Annotated in this window: 21 protein-coding genes; 13 read left to right on the plus strand and 8 right to left on the minus strand. The window is 66.3% G+C overall.

What is annotated here, in order from left to right; genetic code table 11:
* The first annotated feature begins 199 nt into the window (after nt 1–199).
* Entirely contained in the window at nt 200–1,903 is a 1,704-nt protein-coding gene (locus tag BN1263_RS10450; RefSeq protein ID WP_058981022.1) for a proline--tRNA ligase, read from the plus strand.
* Nucleotides 1,904–2,124: 221 nt separating this feature from the next.
* A complete protein-coding gene (locus tag BN1263_RS10455) occupies nt 2,125–2,508 on the plus strand; it encodes an H-NS histone family protein (protein ID WP_010480700.1) in 384 nt (127 codons plus the stop codon).
* Between the two features lie 109 nt (nt 2,509–2,617).
* On the opposite strand, the gene BN1263_RS10460 is transcribed toward BN1263_RS10455, so the two are convergent.
* Nucleotides 2,618–3,877 (minus strand): threonine/serine exporter family protein, encoded by a 1,260-nt coding sequence (locus BN1263_RS10460; protein WP_019660983.1) that lies wholly within the window; start codon nt 3,875–3,877, stop codon nt 2,618–2,620.
* Nucleotides 3,878–3,968: 91 nt separating this feature from the next.
* On the opposite strand from BN1263_RS10460, the gene BN1263_RS10465 reads away from it, so the two are divergent.
* The 4 genes from BN1263_RS10465 to BN1263_RS10480 are packed head-to-tail and all read left to right on the plus strand — an operon-like array spanning nt 3,969 to nt 7,487.
* Entirely contained in the window at nt 3,969–5,090 is a 1,122-nt protein-coding gene (locus BN1263_RS10465; protein ID WP_058981024.1) for an ABC transporter permease, read from the plus strand.
* Nucleotide 5,091: 1 nt separating this feature from the next.
* On the plus strand, nt 5,092–5,919 hold the full coding sequence (locus tag BN1263_RS10470; protein ID WP_021202702.1) for an ABC transporter ATP-binding protein: 828 nt from the start codon (nt 5,092–5,094) through the stop codon (nt 5,917–5,919).
* Between the two features lie 3 nt (nt 5,920–5,922).
* On the plus strand, nt 5,923–6,849 hold the full coding sequence (locus BN1263_RS10475; RefSeq protein ID WP_019660980.1) for an MlaD family protein: 927 nt from the start codon (nt 5,923–5,925) through the stop codon (nt 6,847–6,849).
* On the plus strand, nt 6,846–7,487 hold the full coding sequence (locus BN1263_RS10480; RefSeq protein WP_021202701.1) for an ABC-type transport auxiliary lipoprotein family protein: 642 nt from the start codon (nt 6,846–6,848) through the stop codon (nt 7,485–7,487). Before BN1263_RS10475 ends, BN1263_RS10480 begins: the two co-directional genes overlap by 4 nt.
* A 4-nt stretch (nt 7,488–7,491) precedes the next feature.
* Here the strand turns inward: BN1263_RS10480 and BN1263_RS10485 are convergent, their stop codons facing one another.
* Genes BN1263_RS10485 through BN1263_RS10495 form a run of 3 tightly spaced genes read right to left on the minus strand, consistent with a single transcriptional unit; the run spans nt 7,492 to nt 9,492 of the window.
* A complete protein-coding gene (locus BN1263_RS10485; RefSeq protein WP_058981025.1) occupies nt 7,492–8,079 on the minus strand; it encodes an alpha-ketoglutarate-dependent dioxygenase AlkB family protein in 588 nt (195 codons plus the stop codon).
* 47 nt (nt 8,080–8,126) lie between these two features.
* A complete protein-coding gene (locus BN1263_RS10490; RefSeq protein ID WP_058981026.1) occupies nt 8,127–8,759 on the minus strand; it encodes a CoA transferase subunit B in 633 nt (210 codons plus the stop codon).
* A gap of 1 nt (nt 8,760) precedes the next feature.
* Entirely contained in the window at nt 8,761–9,492 is a 732-nt protein-coding gene (locus BN1263_RS10495; protein WP_058981027.1) for a CoA transferase subunit A, read from the minus strand.
* A 158-nt stretch (nt 9,493–9,650) separates the two neighbouring features.
* Between BN1263_RS10495 and BN1263_RS10500 the strand changes: the two genes are divergently transcribed.
* The 3 genes from BN1263_RS10500 to BN1263_RS10510 all read left to right on the plus strand — a co-directional run bounded on the left by BN1263_RS10500 (nt 9,651) and on the right by BN1263_RS10510 (nt 15,828).
* Entirely contained in the window at nt 9,651–12,968 is a 3,318-nt protein-coding gene (locus tag BN1263_RS10500) for a DEAD/DEAH box helicase (RefSeq protein ID WP_058981028.1), read from the plus strand.
* A 97-nt stretch (nt 12,969–13,065) separates the two neighbouring features.
* The gene (locus tag BN1263_RS10505; RefSeq protein WP_058981030.1) at nt 13,066–14,412 is read left to right on the plus strand and encodes a phosphohexomutase domain-containing protein; all 1,347 of its coding nucleotides are present in this window, start codon (nt 13,066–13,068) and stop codon (nt 14,410–14,412) included.
* Between the two features lie 12 nt (nt 14,413–14,424).
* Nucleotides 14,425–15,828 (plus strand): mannose-1-phosphate guanylyltransferase/mannose-6-phosphate isomerase, encoded by a 1,404-nt coding sequence (locus BN1263_RS10510; RefSeq protein WP_058981032.1) that lies wholly within the window; start codon nt 14,425–14,427, stop codon nt 15,826–15,828.
* A 75-nt stretch (nt 15,829–15,903) separates the two neighbouring features.
* Here the strand turns inward: BN1263_RS10510 and rfbD are convergent, their stop codons facing one another.
* Genes rfbD through rfbB form a run of 4 tightly spaced genes read right to left on the minus strand, consistent with a single transcriptional unit; the run spans nt 15,904 to nt 19,305 of the window.
* Nucleotides 15,904–16,797 carry a dTDP-4-dehydrorhamnose reductase gene (gene rfbD / locus BN1263_RS10515; protein ID WP_058981034.1) on the minus strand — a complete coding sequence of 298 codons (894 nt, stop codon included), beginning with the start codon at nt 16,795–16,797 and terminating at the stop codon, nt 15,904–15,906.
* Entirely contained in the window at nt 16,794–17,351 is a 558-nt protein-coding gene (gene rfbC / locus BN1263_RS10520) for a dTDP-4-dehydrorhamnose 3,5-epimerase (RefSeq protein ID WP_004141806.1), read from the minus strand. Before rfbC ends, rfbD begins: the two co-directional genes overlap by 4 nt.
* Nucleotides 17,348–18,235: a glucose-1-phosphate thymidylyltransferase RfbA gene (gene rfbA / locus BN1263_RS10525; RefSeq protein WP_058981036.1), complete on the minus strand. Its 888-nt coding sequence runs from the start codon at nt 18,233–18,235 to the stop codon at nt 17,348–17,350. The genes rfbC and rfbA overlap by 4 nt, the downstream gene beginning before the upstream one ends.
* Nucleotides 18,236–18,249: 14 nt before the next feature.
* Nucleotides 18,250–19,305, minus strand: coding sequence for a dTDP-glucose 4,6-dehydratase (gene rfbB / locus BN1263_RS10530; RefSeq protein ID WP_058981039.1), 1,056 nt, complete (start codon nt 19,303–19,305; stop codon nt 18,250–18,252).
* Nucleotides 19,306–19,567: 262 nt separating this feature from the next.
* Between rfbB and BN1263_RS10535 the strand changes: the two genes are divergently transcribed.
* The 4 genes from BN1263_RS10535 to BN1263_RS10550 all read left to right on the plus strand — a co-directional run bounded on the left by BN1263_RS10535 (nt 19,568) and on the right by BN1263_RS10550 (nt 23,073).
* Nucleotides 19,568–20,314, plus strand: a complete 747-nt coding sequence (locus BN1263_RS10535) for an electron transfer flavoprotein subunit beta/FixA family protein (RefSeq protein ID WP_058981041.1) — start codon at nt 19,568–19,570, stop codon at nt 20,312–20,314.
* Nucleotides 20,314–21,255 carry an electron transfer flavoprotein subunit alpha/FixB family protein gene (locus tag BN1263_RS10540; protein ID WP_058981043.1) on the plus strand — a complete coding sequence of 314 codons (942 nt, stop codon included), beginning with the start codon at nt 20,314–20,316 and terminating at the stop codon, nt 21,253–21,255. The genes BN1263_RS10535 and BN1263_RS10540 overlap by 1 nt, the downstream gene beginning before the upstream one ends.
* A 170-nt stretch (nt 21,256–21,425) precedes the next feature.
* Nucleotides 21,426–22,118: an NAD-dependent epimerase/dehydratase family protein gene (locus BN1263_RS10545; RefSeq protein WP_058981045.1), complete on the plus strand. Its 693-nt coding sequence runs from the start codon at nt 21,426–21,428 to the stop codon at nt 22,116–22,118.
* A complete protein-coding gene (locus tag BN1263_RS10550) occupies nt 22,108–23,073 on the plus strand; it encodes a glycosyltransferase family 2 protein (RefSeq protein ID WP_058981047.1) in 966 nt (321 codons plus the stop codon). Before BN1263_RS10545 ends, BN1263_RS10550 begins: the two co-directional genes overlap by 11 nt.
* Nucleotide 23,074 lies beyond the last annotated feature (1 nt).

Here is a 23,074-nt window from a genome sequence, read left to right on the forward strand (position 1 = left end):
AGGGATGGGTTTACGGCGTCCCCCGCAACCTGACCCACCCCGCCATCCCACGGGAAGCCCGCTGTTGCTTCGACTGTTGCTTCTGAGGTTGCCGGCCAGCGGCCGGCACTACGGCGGGTGCAGGGCGCAGCCCTGCCGATACCCCCCCCCCCGGCCGGGCTGGCAGAATAGGCGTCTCTGCCGTTATCCGAAGCCGACGATGCGCCTCTCCCAGTTCCACCTGCACACCACCAAGGAAACCCCCAGCGACGCCGAGCTCACCAGCCACCGGCTGATGCTGCGCGCGGGCATGATCCGCAAGCTGGCATCGGGCCTGTACACCTGGTCGCCGCTGGGCCTGCGCGTGCTGCGCAAGGTCGAGCGCATCGTGCGCGAGGAAATGGACCGCGCCGGTGCCGTGGAATTCCAGATCCCGACCATCCAGCCGAAGGAACTGTGGGAGCAGACCGGGCGCTGGCAGAAGTTCGGCCCGCAGCTGCTGAAGATCAAGGACCGCAAGGACCAGGTGTTCTGCTACAGCCCGACCGCCGAGGAAGCAGCCTGCGACTTCGCGCGCAGCGAGCTGTCCAGCTACAAGCAACTGCCGGTGAACTTCTACCAGGTACAGACCAAGTTCCGCGACGAGATCCGCCCGCGATTCGGCGTGATGCGTTCGCGTGAGTTCCTGATGAAGGACGCCTATTCGTTCCACCTGCACGACGAGTGCCTGGTGCGCGAATACGAGAACATGAAGTCGGCCTACAGCCGCATCTTCACCCGCCTCGGCCTGGACTTCCGCATGGTGCAGGCCGACTCCGGCGCAATCGGCGGCGATGCGTCGCAGGAATTCCACGTGATCGCCGATTCCGGTGAAGACGCGCTGGTGTTCTCCACCGGCTCGGACTACGCGGCCAACATGGAAGCGGCGATTGCCGCCGATCCGGCGCCGCGTGCGGCCGCCAGCGAAGCCATGCGCAAGGTCGACACCCCCACCCAGAAGACCTGCGAGGAGGTCGCGGCCCTGCTCGGCATCGACCTGCAGCGCACGGTGAAGTCGGTGGCGCTGATCGCGGGTGAAGGAAAGGCACAGCAGTTCGTGCTGGTACTGGTGCGCGGTGACCATGAAGTCAACGAGATCAAGCTGGCCAAGGTTGCCGGCCTGGACGAGCAGCGCTTCGCCAGCGAGGCGGAGATCGCCGAGCACCTGGGCAGCGTGCCGGGCTTCCTTGGCCCGGTCGCCCCGGCCAAGCCCATTCGCGTGGTCGCCGATCGCGAAGTGGCGGCGATGTCGGACTTCGTCGTCGGCGCCAACGAAACCGGCTTCCACCTGGCCGGCGTCAACTGGGGCCGCGACCTGCCGGAACCGGAAGTGGCGGACATCCGCAACGTGCGTGCCGGTGACCGCGCACTGGACGGTGGCGAACTGAAGATCGCCCGTGGCATCGAAGTCGGCCACGTGTTTCAGCTCGGTCGCAAGTACGCCGAAGCGCTGGATGCCACCGTGCTGGATGAAAACGGCAAGGCGGCGGTGATGGCGATGGGCTGCTATGGCATCGGTATCTCGCGCGTGGTAGCTGCCGCGATCGAACAGAACCATGACGATGCCGGCATCATCTGGCCGGACGCGATGGCGCCGTGGCAGGTGGTGGTGTGCGTGATCAACCCGAAGGGCGATGCTGCCGTGGCCGACGCTGCGGCCAACCTGCTGCAGGAACTGCGCGATGCCGGCCTGGACGCGGCGCTTGACGATCGCGGCCTGCGCCCGGGCGCGATGTTCGCCGACATGGAACTGATCGGCATCCCGCACCGCGTGGTGGTCAGCGAACGCGGCCTGGCCGCCGGTACCTACGAATACCGCTCGCGCCGCGCCAGCGAAGCGGAAAGCCTGGACAAGGCCTCCCTGCTGCAGCGTCTGCAGGGCTGATCAGGAAAAAGACCGGGCCCTGCCCCGGTCTTTTTTTCTGCCGCGGTCTTCCCCGATATTGCAGCGGACATAATCCGGTCAAAATCACCGCGACGGCGCCTGCATGCCGCCACGCCATGACCCGCCTGCATTTGTGCTGTGATTAATTCATCTCTATTCTGTCCGCCGACGCCATGGACTGGCTTGTCCCGTCCACACATTAGTTTCCGGAGTAACCGTAAATGAGCATTGACCTGACCGGCCTGTCAGCACGCGAGCTGGGCGCCCTGATCCGTACCGCCAAGAAGCAGCAGACCATCGTCGCCAAGCGCCGGCCGATCACCAAGGTCCGGGCCCAGCTGACCAAGCTGGCCAAGACCGAGGGTTACACCATCGAAGAACTTTTCGGCAGCGCCCCGGCCACGCGTGCCCGCAAGGCCGCTCCGGCCGCCAAGGCCCCGTCGAAGACCGCCGGCCGCAAGCTGGGCAAGGTTGCCCCGAAGTACCGCAACCCGGCCAACCCCAAGGAAACCTGGACCGGCCGTGGCAAGCAGCCGCGCTGGATGGCTGAGCTGACTGCCAAGGGCAACAAGAAGCCGGAAGATTTCCTGATCAAGAAGGCCTGAGGCCGGATCGGGATGCAATGAAAAACGCCGGCGAAAGCCGGCGTTTTTTGTTTGTAGAGCCGAGCCCACGCTCGGCTATCCATATCCGAAGCCGAGCATGGGCTCGGCTCTACAGAGTCTTGCGGGCGGGCATCAGCAGATTGCCGAACAGCAGGCCGGCCACCAGTGCCATCACCACGTTGAGCACGGTAAGGAACACGCTCTGGCCGGCGCCCACGTCCTGCTGCTGGACCAGGGTCAGCACGCCGCGCAGGCTGGTGCTGCCGGGCACCATCATGATGATGCCGGGCAGGCGGATGATCGCGCCCGGACGCCCGACCAGACGACCGAACAGATTGCCACCGGCGGTCAGCAGCATCGCCGACAGGAAGATGCCGGCCGGCGCGCCCCAGGCGTGGCCGCCAAACTTGGAGATCGCATAACCGGCCACCGAGGCGGCAATCACCCACGGATAGTCGCGACGATTGGCCTTGAACAGCATCGCGAACGCGAATGCCGCGGTCAGCAGCGAGCCCCACTCCACCCACGGCCCCTGCGGCCGAGCCGCGCGGATCACCGGGTCGAGGCCGAGCACGTCGGCCAGGGTCACCGCGATCATCGCGCCGACGCTGAGCTTCATGATGGTGGTCAGCGCGCCGGCAAAGCGCGCGGTGCCCGATACCCAGTGCTGGCTGGCCAGTTCGTTGACCGCATTGGTCAGCGACATGCCGGGCAGCAGCACTACCAGCGAGGCGATGATCACCGTGTTGAGGTTGAGCGCACCAATAAAGGACGCAACCAGGGTGGCGACCAGGCCGGCCAACAGCGCGGCCAGTGCCTCGGCGGCTTCGCGGGTGGCCGGGCGACGGTCGGTGACCATGCCGAGCAGGCCGATCATCAGGCCGATGACACCGGCGGTCGCAATGTCCAGCCACGGCAGCTTCCACATGCCGGCCACGCCGGCCGCGCCAAGGGTGAACGAGAGGATCGTGCGCAGCTTGCCGCGCCGGCCCGGATCCTTGTCCAGCTGGCGCAGCGCGGTGTGGCCCTGGGCGATGCTCATCCGGCCGTTGGCCACTTCTTCGGCAATATGGTCGGCGACGCTGAGCTTGTGCAGGTCGTTCTCGCCGGGCGCCAGGCGGATCACGCGGGTGATGTCACTGGAGCCGATCGCCTGCGCCGGATCGCTGAAGCTGAGGATGATGCCGGTGGGGTTCGACCACGGTTCACAATCCAGGTCGAGCTGGCGAGCCAGTGCCACCACCGCCGTTTCCAGGCGCTGGGCCGTGGTGCCATAGCTGTGCAGGCGTCCGGCGATCTCGGAAACGAAGGCCACCCGCTGCGCGTAGGTGGCCTGGGGCGTGGGGATCGTGTGAGCATCTGCGGACATGCGCCGTAGTATTACCTAGGCGGGGCCTGACCGGAGAAATTCATCCGAGTTCGACGCGATGGCCAATACAGAACGTTATGCTGCGACCGGAATGGCCCAAGTGACCCCGAACCACGCCCCCCAGCTCGAACAGGACGCCCATGATCCGGGCGTGATCCGCCTGTCCGGCACCTGGACCTTGAAGACCGCGCTGGCCGCGGCCGAGGTCCTGCGTGGCGTTCCTGACACGCTGACCGGCATCGATGCCACCGCCATCGAGAAGATGGATTCGGCCGGCGTGCTGCAGGTGCTGCGCGTGGCCCATCGCGCCGACCTCGGCGAAGACGCACTGAAGTTCCGCGCGGATCACCAGGCGCTGGTGTGCACCATCGAGGAAGTCGCCGACGACCGGCCCAAGCCCAAGCGCGACTTCGGCGTGCTGGCGGCACTGGAGCGGCTGGGTGTCAGCGTCCATGCCACCGGCCACAACATCAAGGCGCTGTGCAGTTTCCTCGGCGAGAACCTGGTCAAGGCGGCCCGCCTGGTCAAGGAACCGCGCCGCTTCCGCCTTACCGCCACCGTGCACCAGATGGAGCAGGTCGGGCTGGATGCGGTGCCGCTGGTGGCACTGCTGTCCTACCTGGTCGGTGCGGTGATCGCCTTCCTCGGCTCGACCATCCTGCGCGACTTCGGCGCCGAGATCTACGTGGTCGAACTGGTCAACATCGCCTTCCTGCGGGAGTTCGCGGTGCTGCTGACCGCGATCGTGCTGGCCGGCCGTACCGCCAGCGCCTTCACCGCACAGATCGGCGCGATGAAGGCGCGCGAGGAAATCGATGCGATGCGCACGCTGGGCCTGGACCCGGTCGACCTGCTGGTGCTGCCTCGCTTGCTGGCGTTGCTGGTCACCCTGCCCCTGCTGACCTTCATCGCGATGATCGCCGGCCTGGCCGGCGGCATCACCGTCGGTGCGTTCGACCTCGACATCCCGCCGCAGATGTACATCGCGCGCATGCACGAGACCATGGAGGTGCGGCACATGCTGGTCGGCCTGTCGAAGGCGCCGGTGTTCGCGCTGGTGATCGGCCTGATCGGCTGCCTGGAAGGCCTGAAGGTCGAAGGCACGGCACAGTCGGTAGGCGAACGCACTACTTCCAGCGTGGTGCAGACGATCTCGCTGGTGATCATCATCGACGCCTTCGCGGCGTTGTGGTTCATGCACATGGGCTGGTGACATGAGCACGCATCCGACGCCCGAAGACATTCCCATGCAGGACGACGACGGCCACGAGCTGGCCATCCGCGTGCGCGGCCTGGTCAACCGTTTCGGCAGCCAGACCGTGCACGAAGACCTGGACCTGGACGTGCGTCGCGGCGAGATCCTGGGCGTGGTCGGTGGCTCCGGCACCGGCAAGTCGGTGCTGATGCGCTCCATCCTGGGCCTGCGCACGCCCGACGAAGGCCAGATCGAAGTGCTGGGCCGCGACGCGCGTGCCGACGACGCCGAGAGCCGCCTGCACATCGAACGCAACACCGGCGTGCTGTTCCAGGACGGCGCACTGTTTTCGTCACTGACCGTGGGCGAGAACGTGCAGGTGCCGCTGAAGGAACACCACCGCGAACTGCCCGAGCGCTGGCATTACGAGCTGGCACTGCTGAAGGTGAAGCTGGCCGGCCTGCCCGCCGACGCGATCAACAAGCTGCCCTCGCAGCTGTCCGGCGGCATGCGCAAGCGCGCCGGCCTGGCCCGGGCGCTGGCGCTGGACCCGCCGCTGCTGTTCCTGGACGAACCCACCGCCGGCCTCGACCCGATCGGCGCGGCCGCGTTCGACCGACTGATCAAGACCCTGCAGGAAGCGCTGGGGCTGACCGTGTTCCTGATCACCCACGACCTGGACACCCTGTACGCCATCTGCGACCGCGTGGCCGTGCTGGCCGACCGCAGGGTCGTTGCCAACGCCCCCCTCCCGGAAATCGAGAAACTGGATCATCCGTGGATCCAGGAATACTTCCACGGACCCCGCGCGCGCGCCGCGCGTGGCGAACAGATCGAGAGTGCCTGAGCCATGGAAACCAAAGCCAACTACGTGCTGATCGGCGCGTTCACCCTGATCACCGGCCTGGCCCTGCTGGCGTTCGGCCTGTGGGCGGCCAAGTACTCTTCCGACCGCACCTGGCAGGAATACCGCGTGGTGTTCCGCGAGGCGGTGACCGGCCTGTCGGTGGGCAGCCCGGTGCAGTACAACGGCATCGCGGTCGGGTCGATCGTCGAACTGAACCTGGTGCCGGACGACCCGCGCCAGGTGGTCGCACGCATCCGCCTGAACTCGACCACGCCGGTCAAGACCGATACCCGCGCCAAGCTGGCGATCACCAGCCTCACCGGCCCGTCGATCATCCAGCTCAGCGGCGGTACGCCGCAGTCGCCGGCGCTGACCACAGTCAACAAGGACCCGGCACCGATCATACCGACCACGCCGTCGGCGCTGCAGAACATCACCGATGTTGCCAACCGCATCGTCGAGCGCATGGACCAGATCCTCAGCGACCGCAATGTAGCCTCGATCAATGCAACGCTGGCCAACCTGGAGACCATCAGCGGTGGCCTGGCCGACCGCGACCAGGGTACCCAGGCGCTGCTGCTCAGCGCGCGCGATGCCGCCCGTAGCCTGGACACCACGCTGAAGACCACCAACGGCACCATCGAGCGCCTGGACAGGAACCTGGTGCAGCAGCTGCCGGGCATCATCGACAAGCTCGATGCCACCCTGGCCAAGCTCGACTCGGCCGCCGGCAACGCCGATTCGATCCTTGGCGAGAACCGCGCCGCGATCAACAGCTTTGCCAACGATGGCCTTGGCCAGCTGGGTCCGACGCTGACCGAACTGCGCGGTCTGATCCGCGACCTGCGCCGGGTCAGCGACCGCCTCGAGAACAACCCCGCGCGCTACCTGCTGGGCCGCGACGCACCGAAGGAGTTCGAACCCAAATGAGCCCGCCCCCCCTTCCGCGCCTGCTGCTGGCCGCTTCGATGGTCGCCCTGCTGGGCGGCTGCTCCATCCTTGGCAGCAGCGAGAAAACCGCAGTGACGCTGTACTCGCCCTCGGTGCAGGTGAAGGCCGACCCGGCGTGGCCACAGGCCAGCTGGCAGCTGGTACTGGCCAAGCCGAGCGCCGCGCGCCTGGTCGACAGCCCGCGCATCAATGTGCGGCCGACGCCTTCGCAGATGGAAATCTACAAGGGCGCCAGCTGGGCACAGCCGGCCACCGACATGATCGAGGACACCCTGCTGCGCGGCTTCGAGGATTCCGGGCGCATCCGCGGCGTGGCGCGCAGCACCGCCGGCATCCGTGCCGACTACAAGCTGTCCACCGACGTGCGCCGCTTCGAATCGGATTACCAGGGCCAGGCCACGCCGACCGTGGTGATCGAGGTCAACGCCAAGCTGATCCACGTCGCCGACCAGCGCGTGGTGGCCGACCGTACGTTCCGCCAGGCGCAGCCGGTCGGCAGCACCGACGTACCGGCGGTGACCGCGGCGTTCGAACGTGGCCTGCAGCAACTGGCGCAGGATGTGGTGGGGTGGACACTGGTGAGCGGGCAGGCCGACCAGCCTAACGTCGCGCGCTGATCGATCAGCGCGGCGCAATCCAGCGGAACGTCAGGTTGATCCGCTCACCCTGCACCCGCGCCATCTTCGGAAGCGCGTGCTGGTAGAACCTCTGCGTCTGCCCCGCCATTACCAGCAGATCGCCATGGCCGAGCAGGTACTCGGCCTTGCGCGCCGGATCATCGCGCCGGCGCAGCAGGAATCGACGCGATGCGCCCAGACTCAGCGACGCAATCACCGGGGCCGGACCCAACTCCGGCTCGTCATCGCTGTGCCATCCCATGTAGTCGCCGCCGCCGCGATAGCGGTTCAGCAGTACGCTGTTGAAGTGGCCGAAGCCTTCTGCCTGCAAGCGCTCACGCACGGCCTGCAACGCGGGTGGCCATGGGTGCGGAACGAATTCAGCCCCGGAATAGCGGTAGCGCGCCTGCGGATCGCCAATCCAGCAGCTCAGCCTTGGCGAATCCACCCAGTTGCCGAACATGCGGATGCGATGGACCTCCCACGGCACGCCGGCTTGCAGATCGCGCTGCAAGGCATCGGCCTCGGCGGGAGACAGCCAGGCCGGGAGGTGGCGGACGTCGGCATCGGGAAGGTCGTGGGGGAACAGCATGGGCGCCCCAAGGGAAAGGGGGGGCGACCGAAGGCCGCCCCGGAACGTCAGCGGCGCGCGAACGCCACGCCCGTTTTTTCCTTCAGTTCGTCATTGCTGACACCCGGCGCCGCTTCCACCAGCACCAGACCAGCATCGGTGACGTCGAACACCGCCAGGTCGGTGATGATGCGGTCGACCACGCCCACGCCGGTCAGCGGCAGCGTGCATTCGGCCAGGATCTTGTGCTCGCCGTTCTTGGCGGTGTGCTCCATCAGTACCACCACGCGCTGCACGCCGGCGACCAGGTCCATCGCGCCGCCCATGCCCTTGACCATCTTGCCGGGCACCATCCAGTTGGCCAGATCGCCCTTGTCGGTGACCTGCATGGCGCCGAGGATGGCCAGGTTGACGTGGCCACCGCGGATCATCGCGAAGCTGTCGTGGCTGCCGAAGTAGCTGGCGCCCGCACGTGCGGTGACCGTCTGCTTGCCGGCGTTGATCAGGTCGGCGTCGACCTCGGCGTCGGTCGGGAACGGGCCAATGCCGAGCAGGCCGTTCTCCGACTGCAGCCACACATCCACGCCGTCGGGAATGTGGTTGGCGACCAGGGTCGGCAGGCCGATGCCAAGGTTCACGTAGGCGCCATCGGTCAGTTCCTGGGCGGCACGGGCCGCCATTTCATCGCGGGTCCACGCCATGTCAGTTGCCCTCCGCGCGGCTGGTGCGCTGTTCGATTCGCTTCTCAGGATGCGCGTTGTGCACGATGCGGTGCACATAGATGCCCGGCAGGTGAACCTGGTCGGGATCAATCGCACCGACCGGCACCACGTCCTCCACTTCCACGATGCAGACCTTGCCGGCCATCGCGCAGGCCGGGTTGAAGTTGCGCGCGGTCTTGCGGAACACCAGGTTGCCAGCCTCGTCGGCCTTCCAGGCCTTGACCAGCGCCACGTCGGCGCGCAGCGCAGTTTCCATCACGTAGTGCTTGCCGTCGAACTCGCGGGTCTCCTTGCCCTCGGCCACCACCGTACCGTAGCCGGTGGCAGTGAAGAACGCCGGAATACCTGCGCCACCGGCACGCAGCCGCTCGGCCAGGGTGCCCTGCGGGTTGAACTCCAGCTCCAGCTCGCCGGCCAGGAACTGCCGTTCGAACTCCTTGTTCTCGCCCACGTAGGACGAAATCATCTTCTTGATCTGCCGCGTTTCCAGCAGCTGGCCCAGGCCGAAACCATCGACGCCGGCATTGTTGGAGATCACGGTCAGGCCCTTGACGCCACTGTCGCGCAGCGCCGCGATCAATGCCTCGGGAATGCCACACAGGCCGAAGCCGCCCACGGCCAGCGTCTGGCCATCGGCGACCACCCCTTGCAGGGCCTCCGCCGCACTGGCGAAGCGCTTGCTGCGCTTGCCGGTGGAAGTCGATTGCTGCATTGCTGTACTACCCTGCACGTTGAGGATGACCGCATTCTAGCTGGAGGGCGGCGAAGGGCCTGGATGCGCCGCAGCATTGCACGGGCATCGCACTGGGTTCCGTAGAATGCTTGGTTCCCCTGCCAATGGCCGGCCCCATGCCCGGCCCACCCTCGTTGATGGCCCATACCTACACCGAAGAAGACCTGCTCCGCTGGATGGACGCGTGGACACTGGAAAAGAGCGAACGTTGCCTGTCCGGCGTCCGCAACATGCATCTGACCAGTGGAATGCTCATCGCCGAAGTGAAAGGCTCGGCCAGATATCCCTACAGGGTGGAAATCGATCTGGAAGCCAGCCTGCGCCATCCTCGCAGCCGCCTGAAAAGTGAATGCTCGTGCCCTGTCGGCCATCACTGCAAGCACGTGGCGGCCGTGCTGGTCGCCCACATGCTGGATGCAGCAGACCTGGGCGATGACGATCCAGCGTCGGAGCACGAACCGGTCCAGTCGCCACGCCGCGAACTGCTGGAACAGCTGTCACGCTGGCAGTCCGCCAGAGCCCAGCCTCCCCGGTCACGTAGAAACGGCATCATCTTCGAGCTGTCCACGTTCAATCACCGGCCTTCCATCCTGCTCCGTCGCGTCAAGTACGCCCTCGATGACACGATCGAGTTCGACAAGTGGCAGGAAATCACCCCTCAGCTGTTGCTGGAACCGCCCGCCTACCTGACGCAGGCCGACCTGGCCGCGGTGGCGCAGCTGTGGGCCCTGCATCAGTCGGTGAAACCGCCGGAGTGGTTCGACGTCGGCACGATCCTGCAGTCGATCGTGTCCAGCGGGCATGGCTGGGTGTCATGTGGCATGCATGATCGCGTGCCGGCCAGGCCCGGCACACCACGTCGCGGTACGTTGGGGTGGAGCGCAGAGACGACTCACGGCAGGTTGCTGCTGGCGCCGGCACTGAGCGTGGAAGGCGATGCGGAAGGCCTCGTACTGGGATCTAGTGCCGGTTACCTGGATCCGGTCTCCGGTGAAGTCGGCCTTCTCCTGCTGGACGTCAAGCCAGAGGACGCGGACGCGTTCCTCGCCCTTCCCCACCTGCTCCCCGATGAGGAACCGATCGTGGCGCAACTGCTGCAACAGATCGACCCCGCGCTGCCGCGCCCCGGTGCAGGCGACACACTGCCTACGCTGCAGATCAGCGCCATGACCCCCGTGCTGCGCCTGCATACGGTCGAGTTCCGTCCGCCGTGGCTCGGCCCACGCGACCCTTCGCAATGGGCCGATATCGCCACCGTGGCCTTCGAATACGACGAGCACGTGCGGTTCCTGGATGATCCGAGCCTGTTCGCCCACGATCCGGAGGGCCAGCTTGCGCTGCTGCCCCGCGACCTGGCCGAGGAATCACGGCGCGAGGCCGAGCTGCGCACGGTGGGGCTGCATCGCGACACGGCGCCGCGGGCGCCACTGGAGGGCGCAGGACCTCAGTTCCAGCTGCGCACCCATGACTGGACACGGTTCCTGCTGGACGACGTACCGCGCCTGGAAGCCTTGGGCTGGAAGGTGGAGGCGGACGAGGATTTCCGCCATCGCATCACCCGGGTGGAGGAGATCGACCTGGACATCCAGGCGGACCCGGCGGATGCGGGCTGGTTCAACCTGGGCCTGGACATCCAGGTGGAAGGCCGCAACGTGTCGATGGTTCCGCTGCTGCAGCAGGTGCTGCAGTCCGATCCCCGATGGATGCGTGGCCAGCTGGACGCCATCGGCGACGATGAGAACATCCTGTTGACGACGGGCGACAACGCGCGCCTGGCATTGCGGGCCGCACGACTGAAACCGATCATGGCCCTGTTGGCGGACCTGTTCGCCCAGCGTGGCGCGCCGCTGCGCCTGTCTGCGCTTGACCGTGGCCGCCTGCAGGCGCTGCAGGACACGGCGCGCCTTCAGTTCCGGGGGCGCAAGGACACCCAGGCTCTGGTGCAGCGGCTGATGCAGGCACCCGCAGTGGGCGAAGTGCCGCCGCCGGCAGGGCTGGTGGCAACGCTGCGTGCCTATCAGCGCGAAGGCCTGTCGTGGCTGCAGTACCTGCGCCAGCAGGGCCTGGGGGGCGTACTGGCCGATGACATGGGCCTGGGCAAAACCGTGCAGACGCTGGCGCATGTGCTGGTCGAGAAGGAAGCCGGTCGCCTGGACCGTCCGGCGCTGCTGGTGGTGCCCACTTCGCTGCTGCACAACTGGCAGAGCGAAGCGGCACGCTTCACCCCGGGCCTGCGCGTGCTGACCCTGCACGGGCCGGCACGTGAAACGCTGTTCGAGGCGATTGCCGGGCACGACCTTGTACTGACCACCTACCCTCTGCTGTGGCGCGACGAGCAGGCGCTGCAGGCACATACCTACCATCTGCTGATTCTGGATGAAGCCCAGCAGGTGAAGAATCCGAAGTCACGCGCGGCCATCGCCCTGCGCACGCTGCAGGCGCGCCACCGGCTGTGCCTGACCGGCACGCCGCTGGAAAACCACCTGGGCGAGCTGTGGACGCAGTTCGACTTCCTGCTGCCCGGCCTGCTAGGCAGCGAGAAACAGTTCAACCAGCATTGGCGCCATCCGATCGAACGTGGCAGCGACCACCGCCGCGCCACCTTGCTGGCGCAACGGCTGCGTCCGTTCATACTGCGCCGGCGCAAGGACCAGGTGGCGTCAGAGCTTCCGCCCAAGACCGTCATTACCCGCGCGGTGGAAATGGAAGGCGGCCAGCGTGATCTCTATGAAACCGTGCGCGCAGCGATGGAAAAGCAGGTGCGCGAAGCCATCAGCGGCAGCGGGCTGGCGCGCAGCCACATCGTGGTACTGGATGCGTTGCTGAAGCTGCGCCAGGTCTGCTGCGATCCGCGCCTGCTGCCGGGCGACACCCCGGCCCGCAATGCCGGTTCGGCAAAGCTCGAGCTGCTGCGCGACATGTTGCCTTCGATGGTCGAGGAAGGCCGGCGCGTCCTGGTGTTCTCGCAGTTCACCGGCATGCTTTCGCTGATCGCGCAGGCACTGGATCAGCTGGGCTTGGCCTATGTGACCCTGACCGGCGACACCCAGGACCGGGCCACGCCGGTGCAGCGCTTCATGCAGGGCGAGGTGCCGGTATTCCTGATCAGCCTGAAGGCAGGTGGCGTCGGGTTGAACCTGACCGCCGCCGATACCGTCATCCACTTCGACCCGTGGTGGAATCCGGCGGCCGAAAACCAGGCCAGCGATCGCGCCCATCGCATCGGCCAGCAGCAGCCGGTGTTCGTTTACCGGCTGATCGCCGCAGGCAGCATCGAAGAACGGATTGCCGAGCTGCAGGAGCGCAAGGCCACGCTGGCCGACTCGATTCTCGAAGGCGGCGGCGCTACGGGGCCACGCTTCAGCGAAGAAGACGTGCAGGCGCTGCTGGCGCCGTTGCCGGGCCTGCCCGGCAAGCGTTTGCGCAAAGCGGGCAAGCGGTCGACACGAAGCTGACCTCCGGACGCCAGTCAGGTGGCGTTCCCCGATGGAAACGATTCCCATACATGACTGGGACTACAATTGGGGACTGAGCTCACAAAGGAACTGATCGATGCCCCTGCCCGCCTTCAAGGCCTACGATATCCGCGGCCGTGTGCCGGAAGAACTGAACGAAGACCTGGCCCGCCGCATCGGCGTCGCCTTGGCCGCGCAGCTCGCTCCCGGTCCAGTGGTCCTCGGCCACGATGTGCGCCTGACCAGCCCGGCGCTGCAGGATGCACTGGCCACCGGCCTGCGTGGTACCGGGCGCGAGGTGATCGACATCGGCCTGTGCGGCACGGAAGAAGTCTATTTCCAGACCGACCATCTGGGCGCGGCAGGCGGCGTGATGGTCACCCCCAGCCACAACCCGATGGATTACAACGGCATGAAGCTGGTCAAGGAGAATGCCCGGCCGATCAGCTCCGATACCGGCCTGTTCGCAATCTCCGACGCGGTTTCCGCCGATACGTCCGAGGCCCAGCCGCCGCGTGCCGGGCAGGTTGCCCAGCACGACAAGAGCGCCTACATCCAGCACCTGCTCAGCTATGTCGATGCCAGCAGGCTCAAGCCGCTGAAGCTGGTGGTGAATGCCGGTAACGGCGGCGCGGGCGCGATCGTCGACCTGCTGGCCCCCCCCCTGCCGTTCGAGTTCATCCGCATCTGCCACGAACCGGACGGCAGCTTCCCCAACGGCATTCCCAATCCGCTGCTGCCGGAGAACCGCGCCGCCACCGCCGATGCGGTGCGTGAACACGGTGCCGATTTCGGCATTGCCTGGGACGGTGACTTCGACCGCTGCTTCTTCTTCGACCACACCGGCCGCTTCATCGAGGGCTACTACCTGGTCGGTCTGCTGGCCAAGGCGATCCTGGCACGCAATCCCGGCGGCAAGGTCGTGCATGACCCGCGCCTGGTCTGGAACACCGTGGATATGGTCGAACAGGCGGGCGGTGTGCCGGTGCAGTGCAAGAGCGGCCATGCCTTCATCAAGGAAAAGATGCGCGCCGAAGACGCCGTGTACGGTGGCGAGATGAGCGCCCACCACTATTTCCGCGAGTTCGCCTATGCCGACTCCGGCATGATCCCGTGGCTGCTGATCGCGCAGCTGATCTCCGAGAGCGGCCGCTCACTGGCCGAGTGGGTCGAAGACCGCATGGCGGCCTATCCGTGCAGTGGCGAGATCAACTTCAAGGTGGCCGATGCCAAGGCTGCCGTGGCCCGCGTGATGGAGCACTTCGCGGCGCAATCACCGGTACTGGATCACACCGACGGCATCAGTGCCGACTTCGGCGGCTGGCGCTTCAACCTGCGCAGCTCCAACACCGAACCGCTGCTGCGCCTGAATGTCGAAGCCCGTGGTGACGCCGCGCTGATGCAGGCGCGTACCGACGAAATTTCCCGCCTAATCCAGCAGTAATCAAGGACGACCATGAGCATCATCCAGCCCGTCATTCTGTCCGGTGGCTCCGGGACCCGCCTGTGGCCGCTGTCGCGCGAGGCGTACCCGAAGCAGTTCCTGCCGTTGGCGGGCGAACTGACGATGCTGCAGGCCACTTGGAAACGGGTGGCGCCGATCGCCGCGCATGGCCCGCTGGTGATCGCCAACGAGGAGCACCGCTTTGTCGCTGCCGAGCAGCTGCAGCAGGTCGGCGCCGAGCCGGCGGCCATCATCCTGGAACCGGTTGGCCGCAACACGGCGCCGGCAATCGCGGTCGCAGCCCTGGAAGCCACCCGCGACGGCGCCGATGCGCTGCTGCTGGTGCTGCCCTCGGACCATGTGATCACCGATGAAGCCGCGTTCCGCGCAGTCGTGCAGGCTGCAGCGGGCGCTGCCGAGGCCGGCAAGCTGGTGACCTTCGGCATCGTGCCGACCGGTCCGGAAACCGGCTACGGCTATATCAAGGCCGCCGATGGGCAGGGTCTGCGTGCGGTCGAGCGCTTTGTCGAAAAGCCCGACCTCGAGACCGCCAGCGGTTACGTCAGCAGCGGCCAGTATTACTGGAACAGCGGCATGTTCCTGTTCAAGGCCTCGCGCTACCTGCAGGAACTGGAGCGCTTCCAGCCCGGCATGCTGGCCGGCAGCCGCCAGGCCTGGCAGCAGGCCCGCCGCGATTCGGATTTCACCCGCCTGGACAAGGACGCCTTCGCCGCCGTTCCCTCTGATTCCATCGACTATGCCGTGATGGAAAAAACCGCCGACGCCGTGGTGATTCCGTTGGACGCCGGCTGGAACGATGTCGGCTCGTGGACAGCCCTGCGCGATGTCTCGCAGCAGGACGGCGATGGCAACGCCCATCAGGGCGATGTGATCGCCATCGACTGCCGCAACACCTATGCCTATGCACGGCGCCTGGTGGCACTGGTCGGCCTGGATGACGTGATTGTCGTCGAGACCGACGACGCGGTGCTGGTCGGCAGGGCCGACCGCATGCAGGAGGTCAAGACCGTTGTCGGTCAGCTGAAGTCCGAAGGCCGCAGCGAGGCCACGTGGCATCGCAAGGTCTACCGCCCGTGGGGCGCGTACGATTCAATCGACAATGGTGCACGCTTCCAGGTCAAGCGCATCACGGTCAAGCCCGGCGGCACACTCAGCCTGCAGATGCATCATCACCGCGCCGAGCACTGGATCGTGGTCAGCGGCACCGCGGAAGTGACCCGCGGCGACGAAGTGATCCTGCTCAGCGAAAACCAGAGCACGTACATCCCGCTGGGCGTGACCCATCGCCTGCGCAACCCGGGCAAGCTGCCGCTGGAACTGATCGAAGTGCAGTCCGGCAGCTACCTTGGCGAGGACGACATCGTGCGCTTCGAGGATACCTACGGGCGCAGCTGACCCGGCGCCCGCTGGAGGCGACCGACCGTTGGTCGGGGTGGGTGCCGACCGTTGGTCGGCACGCCGCCTGCCGGGTCAGGCAATCTCCGCCATCACCCGCTTCAGGCCATCCTGCCAACTCGGCAGTACGATGCCGAAATCCTGCTGCAGCTTGCGGTTGTCCAGCACCGACCAGGCCGGGCGCTTGGCCGGGGTCGGATACTCGGAACTGGGAATCGCCTCGACCGCCGGCACCTTCGCCAACACGCCGGTGGCCAACGCTTCGGCGAAGATCGCTTCGGCGAACCCATGCCAGCTGGTCTGGCCGCTGGCGGTCAGGTGCCAGGTACCGGACAGTTGGCCCGGATGCCGCAGCGCCTGCGCAGTAACATCAGCGATCAGCGCGGCCGGCGTCGGCGTACCGACCTGGTCGGCCACCACACGCAGCTGGTCGCGCTCGGCGCCGACGCGCAACATGGTGCGCAGGAAATTTGCCCCATGCGAGGCATACACCCAGGCCGTGCGGAAGATCAGGTGGCGACCGCCGGCCGCGCGTACCGCATCCTCACCATCGCGCTTGCTGGTGCCATACACACCCAGCGGCGCGGTCGGCTCGTCCTCGCGGTACGGCGCGGTGCCCTGGCCATCGAACACGTAGTCGGTGGAGTAATGCACGAACGGCACGCCATGGGCCGCACACCAACGCGCGATCATGCCAGGCGCCTGCGCGTTGGCCGCAAACGCAGCTTCCACATCCTGCTCGGCACGATCAACGGCGGTATAGGCCGCAGCATTCACCACCACCGACGGCTGAAGACGGTCCAGCAGGGCCGGAAGGCTTTCAGGTTGGCCGAAATCGGCGGTTTCGCAGGCGCTGCCATCCGGCAGAGTGCCGCTGCGGGTGGTCGCGACCACCTTGCCCAGCGGCGCCAGCGCGCGCAGCAGCTCCTGGCCGACCTGGCCGTTGCCACCGAAGACCAGAACGGTCATGGCACGTAGACCGGCAGGCGGTCTTCGGCGATGTCCTTCAGGAACGGCGCGTTCTCGTCCTTGGCCGACAACGTCGGTGCACTGACTGGCCAGTCCACGGCGATATCCGCATCGTTCCAGCGCACGCCGGCATCGAAGTCCTTCAGGTAGACCTCGGTGCACAGATAGCTGAACACCGCTCGCTCGGACAGGACGGCGAAACCGTGGGCGAAGCCTTCCGGAATCCAGAACTGCTTCTTGTTCTCCGCGCTCAGCACCACCGCTTCCCACTGGCCGAAGGTCGGCGAGCCGCGACGGATGTCGACGGCCACGTCATAGACCTCGCCTTCCAGCACGCTGACCAGCTTGCCCTGCGGGCGCGGCCACTGGTAATGCAGGCCACGCAGCACACCCTGCGCTGACGTCGACACGTTGCTCTGCACGAAGCGATCCGGCAGGCCCAGCGCGGCAAAGCGCTCGGCATTCCAGGTCTCGAAGAAATAGCCGCGGGCATCGCCAAACACCGCCGGCTCGATCACCACGCAGCCAGGCAACTTGGTTTCAATCACTTTCACGGAACAACTCCACGCAGGGCGAGCTTGTGCAGGTACTGGCCGTAGCCATTCTTGATCAGCGGCGCGGCGAGTGCCTCCAGCTGTTCGGCGGTGATCCAGCCCTGGCCAAACGCGATTTCTTCCGGGCAGCAGACCTGCAGGCCCTGCCGGGTCTGGATGGTCTCGATGAAGTTGGAGGCTTCCAGCAGCGACTGGTGGGTGCCGGTATCGAGCCAGGCATAGCCACGGCCGAGCGCTTCCAGGTGCAGGTTGCTCTCGCCCAGATAGCGCTTGTTGAGATCGGTGATCTCCAGCTCGCCGCGCGGCGACGGCTTCAGCTCGGACGCGTAATCGCTGGCCTTGCCGTCATAGAAGTACAGGCCAGTCACCGCATAGTTCGAACGCGGGTTTTCCGGCTTCTCCACCAGGTCGATGACCTTGCCGCTCTTGTCGAACTCGGCGACGCCATAGCGCTCCGGATCGTTCACCCAGTAGCCGAACACGGTGGCACCGTCGGTGCGCTCATCGGCGCGCTTGAGCACGTCGCGCAGGCCGTGGCCGTGGAAGATGTTGTCACCCAGCACCAGGCAGCTCGGCTTGCCGGCCACGAAGTCGCGGCCGATCAGATACGCCTGGGCCAGCCCATCGGGGCTGGGCTGCGCCGCGTACTGGATGTCCATGCCCCACTGCGAGCCATCGCCCAGCAACTGCTGGAACAACGCCTGTTCGTGCGGGGTATTGATGATGAGCACTTCACGGATGCCCGCCAGCATCAGCACGCTGAGCGGGTAGTAGATCATTGGCTTGTCATACACCGGCAACAGCTGTTTGCTGACGCCCTTGGTGATCGGATACAGCCGGGTGCCGGAGCCACCGGCGAGGATGATGCCCTTGCGCTGGGTCATGGTGTCTCCTGGGTTCAGGCCGCGGTGCCGATGCGCTGCAGACGGTAGCTGCCGTCGAGCACGCCGTTGACCCATTCCTGGTTGTCCAGGTACCAGTCAACGGTAAAGGTGATGCCCTGCTCGAAGGTGTAGGCCGGTTCCCAGCCCAGGTCGTTCTTCAGCTTGGACGCATCGATCGCGTAACGGCGGTCATGCCCGGGGCGGTCGGTGACGTAGGTGATCTGGCTGCTGCGCGGCTGGCCATCCGCGCGCGGGCGGCGCTGGTCCAGCAGTGCGCAGATGGCCTGCACCACTTCGATGTTCTGTTTTTCCGAATTGCCACCGACGTTGTAGGTCTCGCCAACCTGGCCCTTGGCCAGCACGGTGCGGATCGCCTCGCAGTGATCGGACACGAACAGCCAGTCGCGCACCTGCTTGCCGTCGCCGTACACCGGCAGCGGCTCCCCGGCCAGCGCCTTGGCGATCACCAGCGGGATCAGCTTCTCCGGGAAGTGGTACGGGCCATAGTTGTTGGAGCAGTTGGTGGTCAGTACCGGCAACCCGTAGGTGTGGTGGAACGCACGGACCAGGTGGTCCGAGGCGGCCTTCGACGCCGAGTACGGGGAATTCGGAGCATACGGCGTGATTTCGCTGAACTTGCCGGTCTCACCCAGGGTGCCGTACACCTCGTCAGTGGATACGTGCAGGAAGCGGAAGGCCGCGCCCTGTTCGGCCGGCAGCGCCTTCCAGTAGTCACGGACCGCCTCCAGCAGGCCAAGGGTGCCCACCACGTTGGTCTGGATGAAGGCGCCCGGACCGTCGATGGAGCGATCCACGTGGCTCTCGGCAGCAAAGTTGAGCACGGCGTCCGGCCGGTGCTCGGCCAGCAGGCGGGTGACCAGCGCCTGATCGCCGATGTCGCCCTGCACGAACACGTGATTCGGGTTGCCGTCCAGGCTGGACAGGGTCTTCAGATTGCCGGCGTAGGTCAGCGCATCGAGGTTGATGACTTTGACGCCGCGCGCGACGGCCTCGAGAACGAAGTTACCGCCAATGAATCCGGCGCCGCCGGTGACAAGCCATGTGGGCACTACCTGTTCTCCTGATCGAAATTCATCCAAGGGGCGCTATGAAGCGCCCGACACAGCGGCACAGGATACATGTGGTTCGTCTTCACGACTGCCTGCGTGACGTGAACGACGCACGATACTCACGCGAGCCATGCCGCATCGCAACATGACCATACGCGTTCGCATGGTCGTCCCAAGCCAGCTAGAATCGGGATCCCACCCCCGAACCGGTTGCTGCTGCAGGACCGGACGTTCTCCCCGTTACTGAAGGACCCCGTACCAGATGAAAATCCTCGTCGCGTACAAGCGCGTGGTGGACTACAACGTCCGCATTCAGGTCAAGCCGGACGGTTCCGGCGTGGTCACCGACGGCGTCAAGCTGTCCCCCAATCCCTTCGATGAAATCGCCCTGGAAGAAGCCCTGCGCCTGCGCGACAAGGGCATTGCCAGCGAAGTGGTGGTCGCCACCATCGCCCCGACCGATGCCCAGGCGCACCTGCGCAACGGCCTGGCCATGGGCGCCAATCGCGCCATTCACGTCGTTACCGACCAGGCCATCCAGCCGCTGACAGCCGCACGCACCCTGCTCAAGCTGATCGAGAAGGAACAGCCGGACCTGGTGATCCTGGGCAAGCAGGCCATCGACGACGACGCCAACCAGACCGGCCAGATGCTGGCCACGCTGTGGGGCCGCCCGCAGGCGACCTTCGCCAGCAAGCTGGAGATTGCTGATGGCAAGGCCACGGTGACCCGCGAAGTCGACGCCGGCCTGGAAACGCTGGAAGTGGACCTGCCGGCGGTGGTCACCACCGACCTGCGCCTGAACGAGCCGCGCTTCATCAAGCTGCCGGACATCATGAAGGCCAAGGCCAAGCCGCTGGAGACCCTGCAGCTGGCCGACCTCGGCGTTGAAGCCGCCGACACCTTCAAGACCACCCAGTACGCCGCGCCGTCCAAGCGCAGCAAGGGTGTGATGGTCAAGGACGCGGCCGAACTGGTGGCCGCACTCAAGCAGAAGGGGTTGCTGTAATGAGCAGGATTCTCGTCATCGCCGAACACCACGACGGCAAGCTCAACGCCGCCACCGCCAAGACCGTCAGCGCTGCAGCCGCCATCAGCGGTGCCAGCATCGACGTGCTGGTGCTGGCCGCCGACCCGGCCGCCGTTGCCGCTGAGGCCGCGAAGATCGCTGGCGTCGCCAAGGTTCTGACCGTGGCCAACGCTGCCAACGCGCAGGCCATCGCCCAGGTGCTGGCGCCGCAGATCGCGCAGCTGGCCAAGGGCTACACCCACGTGTTCGGCCCGTCGACCACCTTCGGCAAGGACCTGATGCCCTGCGTGGCCGCCCTGCTGGGCGTCAACCAGGTCTCCGACCTGATGACCGTCGAAGGCAGCCACACCTTCAAGCGCCCGATCTACGCCGGCAACGCGATCATCACCGTGGAAGCCCCCGCCGACCAGATCGTGGTCGCCACCGTACGCGCCGCGTCGTGGCCGGAAGCCGCCCAGGGCGGCAGTGCCGCCATTGAAGCGGCCAGCGTCGATGCTGCCCTGCCGAGCCACACCCGCTTCATCGGCCTGGCCGCCGGTGCCAGCGACCGCCCGGACCTGCAGAGCGCCAAGCGCGTGGTCTCCGGTGGCCGCGGCGTCGGTTCGGAAGAGAACTTCAAGGTCATCTTCCAGCTGGCCGACAAGCTCGGCGCCGCCGTCGGTGCCTCGCGCGCCGCGGTCGATGCCGGCTACGTGCCCAGCGACCTGCAGGTGGGCCAGACCGGCAAGATCATCGCCCCGGAGCTGTATGTGGCGGTGGGCATCAGCGGTGCGATCCAGCATCTGACCGGCATCAAGGACGCCGGTACGATCGTGGCGATCAACAAGGATCCGGATTCGCCGATCTTTGAGATTGCCGATATCGGTCTGGTGGGGGATCTATTTGCGATCCTGCCGGAGCTGGAAGCAGCACTGGGCTGATCACCGCCCTGCGTCCCGGACGGCCACGCCGTCCGGGACGTTTATACCAATGGCGTCATGCGGCTTCGCGTATGCTCTTTCGCCTGCGGTTCCCATGAACCGGGTTTTCTTGGAAGCGTGATGCACACGGACACCCCTCAACTTGCCAGCGTGCTGGCCCATCACGGCCGATGATTGTCGGTTCCGGCCTGGTTGCGCGCGCCTTCGCCCCTCGATACGCGGCAGACCCTGACACACTGATCTTCGCGTCCGGCGTGTCCAACTCCAACGAGACCGGAGCGGACGCCTTCGCGCGCGAGCGTGCGCTGCTGCAGGAACAGCTGCAGGGCGACTACCGCCGCGTGGTGTATTTCGGCAGCTGCAACGTAGTCAATTCGCAGGAGCACTCGGCCTACTTCCAGCATAAGCGTGCGATGGAAGCGCTGGTGGTCGCCACCGGCCGCGGCACGGTGCTGCGTCTGCCGCAGGTCGTGGGCCACACCCGCAACCCCAACACCCTCACCAACTTCCTGCGGGACTGCATCCTGCAGGAGCGGCAGTTGACGCTATGGACCGGCGCCGAGCGCAACCTCATCGACATCGATGACGTGGCCGCCATCGCCAGCCACCTGCTTGATCACGGCACCCCGCCGGCGGTGGTGGCCATTGCCACGCCCTGGTCGCTGCCGATGCCGCATATCGTCGACCTGTTCGAGCAGGTCCTGGACCGGCGTGCGCAGCGGGTGCTGGTCGACCGCGGCGAAGGCATGTCGATCGACAGCCGGCTGTCCGAGCAGGTTGCTCGCGACATCGGCATCGATTTTGGTCCAGACTACCCGTTCCGCGTCATCCAGAAGTACTACGGCACCCGCCATGAAGCCTGAACTTTCCGTCGTCATTCCCGTCTACGGCAGCGCCACCATCCTGCCGAACCTGGTCCGCCGCCTCGGTGAAGTCCTGGTGCCGGCATTGGGCGAGGATGGCTTCGAGGTGATCCTGGTCCACGATGCCGGTCCCGACGATGCATGGTCGGTGATCCGTGCGCAGGCGCAGAACCACCCGTGGCTGCGCGGTGTCGACCTGCGCCGCAACGCCGGCCAGCACAACGCGATCATGGCCGGCCTGGGCTTCGCGCGCGGGCGCTACATCGTCACCATGGACGACGACCTGCAGCACGATCCGGCCGATGTGCCGCGCATCCTGCAGGCGCTGCACGACGGTGCGGACCTCTGCTACGTGCAGTTCGAAGGCCGCAAGCATGCGCTGTGGAAGCGCGCCGGCAGCCGCTTCAACGACATGGTCGCCGCGCGCCTGCTGAACAAGCCCAAGGGCCTGTACCTGTCGCCGTTCCGCGGCTTCGTGCGCGAACTGGGCGAGGAGGCCCGCCGCTACCAGGGTCCCTTCGTGTACCTGGACGGCCTGCTGGTGCAGAGCACCAGCCCCAAGCGCATCACCACGCTCATCGGCCAGCACCATGCACGCAGTGATGGGCAGTCCGGCTACAGCCTGGGCAAGTCCATCTCGCTGTGGCTGCAGATGGCCACCAGCTTCTCGATCGTGCCGCTGCGCTTCGTCTCGCTGGCCGGCGTGCTGGCCTCGTGCATGGCCTTCCTGCTGGCGGTAGTGGTGCTGTGGCAGAAGCTGCACAGCCCGGCGATGGCGGTGGGCTGGCCATCGCTGATCATCACCATCCTGTTCATGGGCGGCCTGCAGCTGCTGGCGCTGGGCGTCATCGGCGAGTATGTCGGCCGGGTGCTGCTGAACATCAACAACCGCCCGCAGTACATCGTGGGCCGCACCACCAACGTGGCAGGCCGGGACGAAGACGATCGTCCCTGAC

The organism is Stenotrophomonas thermophila, assembly GCF_001499715.1.
GTDB lineage: Bacteria > Pseudomonadota > Gammaproteobacteria > Xanthomonadales > Xanthomonadaceae > Stenotrophomonas > Stenotrophomonas hibiscicola.